The organism is Paraburkholderia sp. FW306-2-2C-D06C, from assembly GCF_058781505.1.
The window spans coordinates 135,674-144,731 of record NZ_JBYSWU010000014.1 but is presented as its reverse complement, the minus strand read 5'-3'; the positions used below and the strand labels follow the sequence as shown (position 1 = coordinate 144,731).

General features: G+C 62.6%; 10 protein-coding genes. 7 read left to right on the top strand and 3 right to left on the bottom strand.

All coding sequences use genetic code 11. The features are described from left to right. Positions 1 to 250: 250 nt before the first annotated feature. On the top strand, positions 251 to 442 hold the full coding sequence (locus AC3WLT_RS13765) for a hypothetical protein (RefSeq protein ID WP_492592261.1): 192 nt from the start codon (positions 251 to 253) through the stop codon (positions 440 to 442). Here AC3WLT_RS13765 and AC3WLT_RS13760 read toward each other — a convergent pair. Further along, a complete protein-coding gene (locus AC3WLT_RS13760) occupies positions 429 to 1,205 on the bottom strand; it encodes an enoyl-CoA hydratase (RefSeq protein ID WP_492592260.1) in 777 nt (258 codons plus the stop codon). The genes AC3WLT_RS13765 and AC3WLT_RS13760 overlap by 14 nt on opposite strands. A gap of 131 nt (positions 1,206 to 1,336) precedes the next feature. Here AC3WLT_RS13760 and paaN point away from each other — a divergent pair, with 131 nt between their 5' ends. From paaN to paaK, 5 genes are all read left to right on the top strand, one after another. Continuing rightward, positions 1,337 to 3,037 (top strand): phenylacetic acid degradation protein PaaN, encoded by a 1,701-nt coding sequence (gene paaN, locus AC3WLT_RS13755; protein ID WP_492592259.1) that lies wholly within the window; start codon positions 1,337 to 1,339, stop codon positions 3,035 to 3,037. Positions 3,038 to 3,165: 128 nt separating this feature from the next. After that, positions 3,166 to 4,368: a 3-oxoadipyl-CoA thiolase gene (gene pcaF, locus AC3WLT_RS13750; protein ID WP_492592258.1), complete on the top strand. Its 1,203-nt coding sequence runs from the start codon at positions 3,166 to 3,168 to the stop codon at positions 4,366 to 4,368. A gap of 48 nt (positions 4,369 to 4,416) precedes the next feature. Beyond that, positions 4,417 to 5,208: a 2-(1,2-epoxy-1,2-dihydrophenyl)acetyl-CoA isomerase PaaG gene (gene paaG / locus AC3WLT_RS13745; RefSeq protein ID WP_492592257.1), complete on the top strand. Its 792-nt coding sequence runs from the start codon at positions 4,417 to 4,419 to the stop codon at positions 5,206 to 5,208. Between the two features lies 1 nt (position 5,209). Beyond that, positions 5,210 to 5,686, top strand: coding sequence for a hydroxyphenylacetyl-CoA thioesterase PaaI (paaI, locus tag AC3WLT_RS13740; RefSeq protein WP_492592256.1), 477 nt, complete (start codon positions 5,210 to 5,212; stop codon positions 5,684 to 5,686). A 78-nt stretch (positions 5,687 to 5,764) separates the two neighbouring features. Next, positions 5,765 to 7,069 carry a phenylacetate--CoA ligase PaaK gene (gene paaK / locus AC3WLT_RS13735; protein ID WP_492592255.1) on the top strand — a complete coding sequence of 435 codons (1,305 nt, stop codon included), beginning with the start codon at positions 5,765 to 5,767 and terminating at the stop codon, positions 7,067 to 7,069. Positions 7,070 to 7,203: 134 nt separating this feature from the next. Here paaK and mltA read toward each other — a convergent pair whose 3' ends face one another. Beyond that, the gene (mltA, locus tag AC3WLT_RS13730) at positions 7,204 to 8,328 is read right to left on the bottom strand and encodes a murein transglycosylase A (protein WP_492592254.1); all 1,125 of its coding nucleotides are present in this window, start codon (positions 8,326 to 8,328) and stop codon (positions 7,204 to 7,206) included. Between mltA and AC3WLT_RS13725 the strand changes: the two genes are divergently transcribed. Then, positions 8,273 to 8,485: a hypothetical protein gene (locus tag AC3WLT_RS13725; RefSeq protein WP_492592253.1), complete on the top strand. Its 213-nt coding sequence runs from the start codon at positions 8,273 to 8,275 to the stop codon at positions 8,483 to 8,485. The two genes, mltA and AC3WLT_RS13725, sit on opposite strands and share 56 nt — an antisense overlap. A gap of 80 nt (positions 8,486 to 8,565) precedes the next feature. On the opposite strand, the gene apaG is transcribed toward AC3WLT_RS13725, so the two are convergent. Next, a complete protein-coding gene (gene apaG, locus AC3WLT_RS13720; protein WP_492592252.1) occupies positions 8,566 to 8,940 on the bottom strand; it encodes a Co2+/Mg2+ efflux protein ApaG in 375 nt (124 codons plus the stop codon). Between the last annotated feature and the right edge of the window lie 118 nt (positions 8,941 to 9,058).

Below are 9,058 nucleotides of genomic sequence, written 5' to 3'. Positions count from 1 at the left end.
GATTACGCCTGTCTCTCAACAGGCAAACCTTCCTCTAATACTGTGTGAGACTTGATACTTTCGCTTGTCCCGGCAGACCCCGAAGATCCACCGGCGCGTCGCGCATCAAGCGCCCACACTTATCGGCTGTTAATTTTTAAAGATCGATTCCGCAGTCACTACCGAACCCGCACCGCGTTGCACACCACACCGCAACCACCCGGCACCGCTTCGTTCTGCGTCGCTGCATCAGCAGCAGAGAAACGAGATTATGAAGAACTTTCGCTACGCCGTCAACAGGTTTTTCCAGCTTTTCCAACCTGCCCGCGCCGCCGAAAGCCTTGCCACTGCTGGCTCTCCCGCCTCCCGCGCCCCGTTGTCCGAAGCACGAAAGAGCGAAATTCTAGCGAGCCGGGCGAAGGCTTGCAAGCGTTATTTTGACAAGCGTATTAACGATGCTTGAAAACCGGCTTGCGCTTCTCCACGAACGCAGCCATTCCCTCCTTCTGATCTTCCGTCGCGAAGAGCGAATGGAACAGCCGACGCTCGAAATGCACACCTTCGGCTAGCGTGGTTTCGTACGCGCGATTGACCGACTCCTTCACCATCATTACCGCCGGAAGCGGGAATTCCGCGATCGTCGCAGCCGCAGCTATCGCATCGTCAATAAGAGAAGCAGCGGGAATCACGCGCGAGACCAGTCCCGCTCGCTCAGCTTCCGCGGAATCCATGAAACGGGCCGTCAAGCAGAGATCCATCGCCTTTGCCTTGGAAACGGCACGCGGCAACCGTTGCGTGCCGCCGGCTCCCGGCATGATGCCCAGCTTGATTTCCGGCTGGCCGAACTTCGCGGTGTCGGCGGCGAAAATGATGTCACACATCATCGCCAGTTCGCAGCCGCCGCCAAGCGCAAAGCCGGCCACCGCAGCAATGATTGGCTTGCGGATAGAGCGCACGGTCTCCCAATTGCGGGTGATGTAGTCCCCCTTGTAGACATCCATATAGGAATAGGTCGCCATCATGCCGATGTCGGCGCCGGCAGCAAACGCTTTCTCGCTGCCCGTCACCACGATTGCACCGATCGCGTCATCGGCGTCGAATTCGCGCAGCGCTGCACCCAATTCGTCCATCAGTGCGTCGTTCAAAGCGTTCAACGCCTTCGGGCGATTCAGCGTGACCAAGCCGACTCGCCCCCGCGTCTCAACCAGAATGTTCTCGTAAGCCATGCCGCCTCCTAGTGTGAATGGCACGCAAAAACGCTTCGCGCGGCCGTCTTAATAATGCTAACATTCACCAACCAACCGGTCGGTCAATTATTAGACAGGCTTTTCCCAACGTACAACCAAGCCCCTCTGCCATGACACATCCGCTATTCACCAAGCACGAAGCCACGTTGCAAAAGGCACTCACTGCGGTCGAGACGCGCGGCTACTGGAGCCCGTTCGTCGAGATGCCCAGTCCGAAAGTGTACGGGGAAACAGCTAACGCAGACGGCGAAGCCGCGTTCAAGGCGCACCTGAACAAGACTTTCGAATTGGACCAACCGTCGACCGGCGAAAGCGTCGGCTCCGAAGTCTCCCCATTTGGGTTCCCGCTCGGCATCCGCTATCCAAAGGCCGATGCTGACACGCTGATCGCAGCCGCCGCTGCCGCGCAGCGCGATTGGCGCGCCGCCGGCCCACAGGCGTGGATCGGCGTGTGCCTCGAGATCCTCGCCCGCGTGAATCGCGCCAGCTTCGAAATCGGTTACAGCGTGATGCACACAACCGGCCAGGCATTCATGATGGCCTTCCAGGCCGGCGGCCCGCACGCACAGGACCGAGCGCTCGAAGCCGTCGTGTATGCCTGGGATCAATTGCGCCGTATCCCCGCAGACGCCCACTGGGAAAAGCCGCAGGGGAAAAATCCGCCGCTCGCGATGCACAAGCGCTATACCGTCGTGCCGCGCGGCACCGGCCTTGTGCTCGGCTGCTGTACCTTCCCGACATGGAACGGCTATCCCGGCCTGTTCGCCGATCTGGCCACTGGCAACACGGTCATCGTCAAACCGCACCCGGGCGCAATACTGCCGCTCGCACTGACCGTGCGAATCGCACGTGAGGTCCTGCGCGAAGCAGGCTTCGATCCGAATGTCGTCACGCTGCTGGCGACCGAACCGAACGATGGTCCGCTCGTCCAGGATCTGGCCTTGCGCCCGGAGATCAAGCTCATCGACTTCACCGGCAGCACGCAAAACGGCGCGTGGCTCGAACGCAATGCCCATCAGGCGCAGGTCTACACAGAAAAGGCCGGTGTCAACCAGATCGTGATCGACTCGGTCGACGACATCAAAGCCGCCGCCCGCAATATTGCGTTCTCGCTTGCGCTGTACTCGGGCCAGATGTGCACCGCCCCACAAAACATCTACGTACCGCGCGACGGCATCCGCACCGCCGAAGGCACACTCGGGTTCGACGAAGTCGCTCAAGCTATTGCTAACGCCGTGCAAAAACTGGTTGCCGACCCGGCCCGCGCCGTCGAACTGCTCGGCGCGATTCAGAACGAAGGCGTAACCCAGCGCATGGACGAAGCCAGCAAGCTCGGGCGCGTTCTCGTTGAAAGCCAATCGCTCGAACATCCGGCTTTTGCCGGCGCCCGTGTGCGCACACCGGTCATGCTCCAACTGGATGCCGCCACCGACCATGCACAGTTCACCAAAGAATGGTTCGGCCCGATCTCGTTCGTGATCGCGACGGACTCGACCGCGCAGTCGCTCGACCTGGCCGGCGCAATCGCCGCCGAGCACGGCGCGCTGACTCTATCGGTCTACAGCACGAACGAAGCTGTGCTCGAAGAGGCGCACGAAGCGTCGATTCGCGGCGGCGTGGCGCTGTCGATCAACTTGACGGGCGGCGTGTTCGTCAATCAATCGGCGGCGTTCTCCGACTTCCACGGTACGGGCGCGAATCCGGCCGCAAACGCCGCGCTCGCCGACGCCGCATTCGTCGCGAACCGCTTCCGCGTTGTTCAGAGCCGCGTTCATGTTGAACCGAAAGCGGCGCCGGCGGTAGCTGGCTGAGCCGCCTAAGACAAAAGCACGGTCCGCGTCCTATTCCGTTTGGCCGAATGGACCGAGCCGCGCCCCCCCAACTAACATGAGACATCGGATTGGCAATTCACGCCAATCCGTCCCAGCAGGAACCTCACATGAACGACGCCTTCATTTGCGACGCGATTCGCACCCCCATCGGCCGTTACGGCGGCGCCCTGAAGGATTTCCGCGCCGACGACCTCGGCGCGGTACCGATCAAGGCGCTGATCGAGCGCAATCCAGAGGTGGACTGGCTCGCGCTAGACGACGTGATCTATGGCTGCGCCAATCAGGCCGGTGAAGACAACCGCAACGTTGCCCGCATGTCGGCATTGCTGGCCGGGTTGCCGACCAGCGCACCCGGCTCGACCCTCAACCGCCTGTGCGGCTCGGGCATGGACGCGGTCGGCACTGCTGCGCGAGCCATCAAGGCGGGTGACGCGCGTCTGATGATCGCGGGCGGCGTCGAAAGCATGACGCGCGCGCCGTTCGTGATGGGCAAGGCCAGCGGCGCGTTTTCGCGGCAAGCCGAAATTCACGACACGACCATCGGCTGGCGCTTCATCAACCCGCTGATGAAACGCCAATACGGCGTCGATTCGATGCCGGAAACTGCGGAAAACGTCGCTGTCGAATTCGGCATAAGCCGCGCGGATCAGGATGCGTTTGCACTTTCGAGCCAGCAAAAGGCGGCCCGCGCCCAGCGCGACGGCACGCTGGCTCAGGAAATTGTCGGCGTTGAAATTGCGCAGAAGAAAGGCGATCCCGTGCGCGTGACGCTCGACGAACACCCGCGCGAGACTTCGCTCGAAAGCCTCGGCAAGCTCAAGGGCGTGGTCCGCGCCGACGGCAGCGTGACCGCCGGCAATGCATCGGGCGTGAACGACGGCGCCTGCGCACTTTTGCTCGCGAATCAGGAGGCTGCCGATCAATACGGCCTGCGTCGCCGCGCACGCGTGGTGGGCATGGCGACAGCGGGGGTCGAGCCGCGCATCATGGGCATCGGCCCGGCGCCGGCCACGCAAAAGCTGCTGAAACAACTGAGCATGTCGCTCGATCAATTCGACGTGATCGAGCTTAACGAAGCCTTCGCATCGCAAGGGCTGGCGGTTCTGCGCATGCTTGGGCTGCGCGACGACGATCCGCGTGTGAATCCAAACGGCGGAGCGATTGCGCTCGGCCACCCGCTCGGCGCGTCTGGTGCGCGTTTGATCACCACGGCGCTCTATCAGCTGGAACGAATCAACGGCCGCTATGCGCTTTGCACGATGTGCATCGGCGTCGGCCAAGGCATCGCATTGGCGATCGAACGCGTCTGAGCGCCATCGTCGCGAGCACCGGTCAATGAGACTTTGAGGAGACACCCAATGTCATATGAAGCGATTCGCGTCGATCTCGACGCCGCGAGCCACGTAGCGACCATCACGCTAAACCGCCCGGACAAGCTCAACAGCTTTACGCGCGCGATGCACCAGGAATTGAGCGCCGCGCTCGACCAGGTTGAAGCATCAGGCGCGCGTGCGCTTGTGCTGACCGGTGCAGGCCGCGGCTTCTGCGCCGGCCAGGATCTCGCGGACCTCGACTTCACGCCGAGCGCGATGACCGACCTCGGCGGACTGATCGACGAGCATTTCAATCCGCTGATTCGCCGGCTGCAAGCGCTGCCGTTGCCGGTAATCGCAGCGGTCAACGGCACGGCCGCCGGCGCCGGCGCCAATCTCGCGCTGGCTTGCGATCTGGTGCTTGCCGCCCGCTCAGCCAGCTTCATCCAGGCGTTCGTGAAGATTGGTCTGGTGCCGGACTCGGGCGGCACCTGGTTTCTACCTCGGCGTATCGGCATGGCGCGCGCGTTGGGCCTCGCCGTCACCGGCGACAAACTGAGCGCGGAGAAAGCCGAAAGCTGGGGGCTGATCTGGCAAGCGGTCGATGACACTGAGCTCACCGCTGCCGCAGCCAGGCTGGCGACCCAACTTGCGCAGCAACCCACGCGCGCCATCGCCGCGATCAAGCAGGCCATGCGCGCGGGTGCAACGCAAACCCTCGATCAGCAGCTCGATCTCGAACGCGATCTGCAGCGTGAACTCGGCGCGTCTCGCGATTACGCGGAAGGTGTGCGAGCGTTCGTCGAAAAGCGCGCGCCGCGCTTCGAGGGCCGCTGACATGTCCACGCAACCGAACCGCCCGGTCCAAATGACGCCGGATGAACTCGCCCGCGCAACCGCCGCCGCCATGTACGAAAACGACGTGTGTAGCCGTGCGCTCGGACTTGAAGTGGAGGAAGTGCGCGCCGGATATGCGCGCTTGCGCATGACTGTGCGCGACGACTTCCTGAACGGCCATCGGATCTGCCACGGCGGCCTGATTTTCACGCTCGCGGATTCCGCGTTCGCTTTCGCCTGCAACACCTACAACATCAACACGGTTGCGGCCGGCTGCTCGATCGAGTTTCTGCGACCGGTCAAAGGCGGCGACGTGCTGACTGCTGAAGCCATCGAGCAAACGCTGAGCGGCCGCACCGGCATCTACGATATCCGCGTGACGAATCGCGCCAGGGAAACCGTGGCGATGTTTCGCGGCAAATCGGCGCAAATCAAAGGCCACCTGATTCCTACGGGTGACGGAAAGGTGCATGGATAGCAGCCCGTCACCCGACTTTCGCGCACGAACGCGCACCGCATATCAGACTCAAGCATTGAGGCAGCAAGGAGACATTCGATGACCACCTCCCTCCCTCTCGATCCCATCGAGACCGCCAGCCGCGACGAACTTGCCGCGCTCCAGCTCGAACGGCTCAAGTGGTCGCTGAACCACGCCTATAAGAACTCGCCGGTTTATTTGCACAAATTCGACGAAGCGGGTGTCCACCCGGGCGATCTGAAGACCCTCGCGGATCTGTCGCGTTTCCCCTTCACCACCAAGAAGGATCTGCGCGACAACTATCCGTTCGGCATGTTCGCCGTACCGCAGGAGCAGATTTCGCGGATCCACGCGTCATCGGGTACGACGGGCAAACCGACCGTCGTCGGCTACACCGCGCACGATATCGATACGTGGGCGAATCTCGTGGCGCGTTCGATCCGCGCCGCTGGTGCGAAGCGCGGCGACAAAGTACACGTGAGCTACGGCTATGGCCTCTTCACCGGCGGCCTAGGTGCACATTACGGCGCCGAACGCGCGGGCCTGACGGTGATCCCGTTCGGCGGCGGCCAGACCGAAAAGCAGGTGCAACTGATCCAGGATTTCCGCCCGGACATCATCATGGTGACGCCGAGCTACATGCTCTCGATCGCCGACGAACTCGAGCGGCAAGGCGTCGATCCGGCCACTTGCTCGCTGCGCATCGGCATCTTCGGCGCGGAGCCGTGGACCAACGACATGCGCCAGGCGATCGAAAAGCGCATGGGCATCGACGCGGTCGATATCTACGGTTTGTCCGAAGTGATGGGTCCCGGTGTGGCGTCGGAGTGTGTCGAAACCAAAGATGGCCCGACCATCTGGGAAGATCATTTCTATCCCGAGATCATCGATCCCGAAACCGGCGAGGTGCTGCCGGACGGCGAACTCGGCGAACTGGTGTTTACGTCGTTGACCAAGGAAGCGCTGCCGATCGTCCGTTACCGGACACGCGATCTGACGCGCCTCTTGCCAGGCAGCGCCCGCACTATGCGCAGGATGGAAAAGATCACTGGCCGTTCAGACGACATGATGATCGTGCGCGGCGTCAACGTGTTCCCGACGCAGATCGAAGAATTGCTGCTCAAGCAGCATGCCCTCGCGCCTCACTACCAGATCGTGCTGACCAAGGAAGGTCCGCTCGACGTGTTGACGCTGAACGTCGAACCCTGCCCGGAAGCGGCGCCGGACAGGGCCGCGCTGAACACGGCAAAGCAGGCGCTGACCTATGACATCAAGGCGCTGATCGGCGTCAGCGCGATAGTCAACGTGCTGGCAGTGAACGGGATCGAGCGTTCGGTGGGCAAGGCGCGTCGAGTGGTCGACAAGCGGACATCCGGACTCTAGGCTTGCGAACGGCGGCTGGTGTCTGCGCGACTGCAAAAATGCACCAGCCGAAGCAGCACGCCGTAGCAGCAGATAAGGCAAGGGCGGCGTCTCCAACCAGGAAATGCCGCCCTCACGCCGCTGCCGCCGAACCATCAGGAATTCGGCAGCAACAACCACATCCGGCCACCCTGCTTCATCTTGCCGGCCAGATCTCCGGCATCGTCGCCGAGACCCCAGAAGTAGTCGGCGCGCACACCGCCTTTGATCGCGGACCCCGTGTCCTGCGCAAAGACGAGGCGATTCATCGGCGAGTTCGTCAACGGACGCGTGGTCTGCAAAAACACCGGCGTACCGAGGGGAATCGAAGTCGGATCAACCGCAATCGACCGCTCCGGCGTCAGCGGCACGCCGAGCGCGCCAACGGGGCCGTCGGCGCCGCCGGTCGGCACGCTCTCGCCGGACGGCATTTCGCGGAAGAACACGAAGCGCGGATTCGTGTCGAGCAGCGTGTCGACCCGCGTCGGATTAGCGCGCGCCCATGCCTTGATGCCCTGCATGGTCGCCTGCGCCGGCGTGAGCTCACCGCGATCGAGCAGCCACCGTCCGATCGACTTGTACGGCTGATTGTTCGTGCCGCCAAAGCCGACCCGCATCACGCTGCCGTCTTCCATCACGACGCGTCCGGACCCTTGCACCTGCAGGAAGAATGCTTCGATCGGATCGTCGACCCACACCAGTTCATTGCCGTTGAGCACGCCCGCGCGCTCGAGTTGCGCACGCGCCGGCAGCGGCACGCCCGCGCGATAACCGGACGGCCAGCGATACAGCGCAGTCTGGTACACACCGTGCCGCGTGCGCGATCCGCGCAGCAACGGCTCGTAGTAACCGGTGACGAGACCGTCGAGTGTGCCGTCGTTATTGGCTAGCTGGAAAGGCGTGAAATAGGCCTCGAAAAATGCACGGGCGGTGGTGACGTCGAGATCGTCGATTTGCGAAGCTGCCGCACATGCGCGCGCCCAGTTCGGTTGGCGCGCCAGTCTCACGCAGTTTTGCCGCAGCGCGGCCGTCGCGCCGATCAACGAGTCGTCCTGCCAGCCCGGCACCTGCTGCCAGGCCACTGCTGTGAGCCGCGCCGGGGCGATCTGCCCGGGTATGATCGCGGCGCCTGTGGGCGGCGAAACCGAAGGCCGGACCGCGCCGCCGCCGCCGCAGGAAGCAAGCATGACAGCAACCGAAAGCGCCCCGAGCCATGCCCCGGCCGTGCGGACAAAACGCATACAATGTTCGTTCTTGATGGAAACCGCCATGTCTGATCTGTTCGACGAATACCCGATGCTCATCTTCGCGCTGGAATCGCTCCTCGCGCTCTTCCTGCTCGTCTTTATCGTTGTGTGGACGTCATCCGGCAAGAAAAAAGCCGCGCGCCAACAATAGTAGCGAACAGCAAAAGCAGCAAAAACCGCAGTGAAGCTCCGCAGTAAAGCTTTTTAAAGACCGCTGGACGCGCCCCCGGTTCAATGCAACGTGCGCGGCATGCGCAGGATGAACTCGGGCACGGGCGCATCGAAGCGCTCGCCGTCCTCCGCCACGCAAAAATACTCGCCGCGCATCGTGCCGACGGGCGTAGCGATCACCGCCCAACTCGTATATTCGAACTGCTCACCGGGTTTGAGCAGCGGCTGATGGCCGACCACGCCAAGGCCTTTCACCTCCTGCACGTTCTTGTCGCTATCGGTGATCACCCAGTGGCGCGCAATCAGTTGCGCAGGCACCTGGCCGTTGTTACGGATAGTCAGCGTGTATGCGAACGCATACTGGCGGCGCTCCGGGTCCGACTCTTCGGGCAGATACTGCACCTGCGCCGAGACGCTGAATTCGTACTGGCTCATCCTGATTCCGGTCTGATGAAACGGCGCTGGAAAATCGCTGGGAAGCCCGAATGCCAATGGTTTGCGGGCACATTGGCGATCCGGCGCTTATGGTTTGGCATTCTGCTTGATGCGCGGC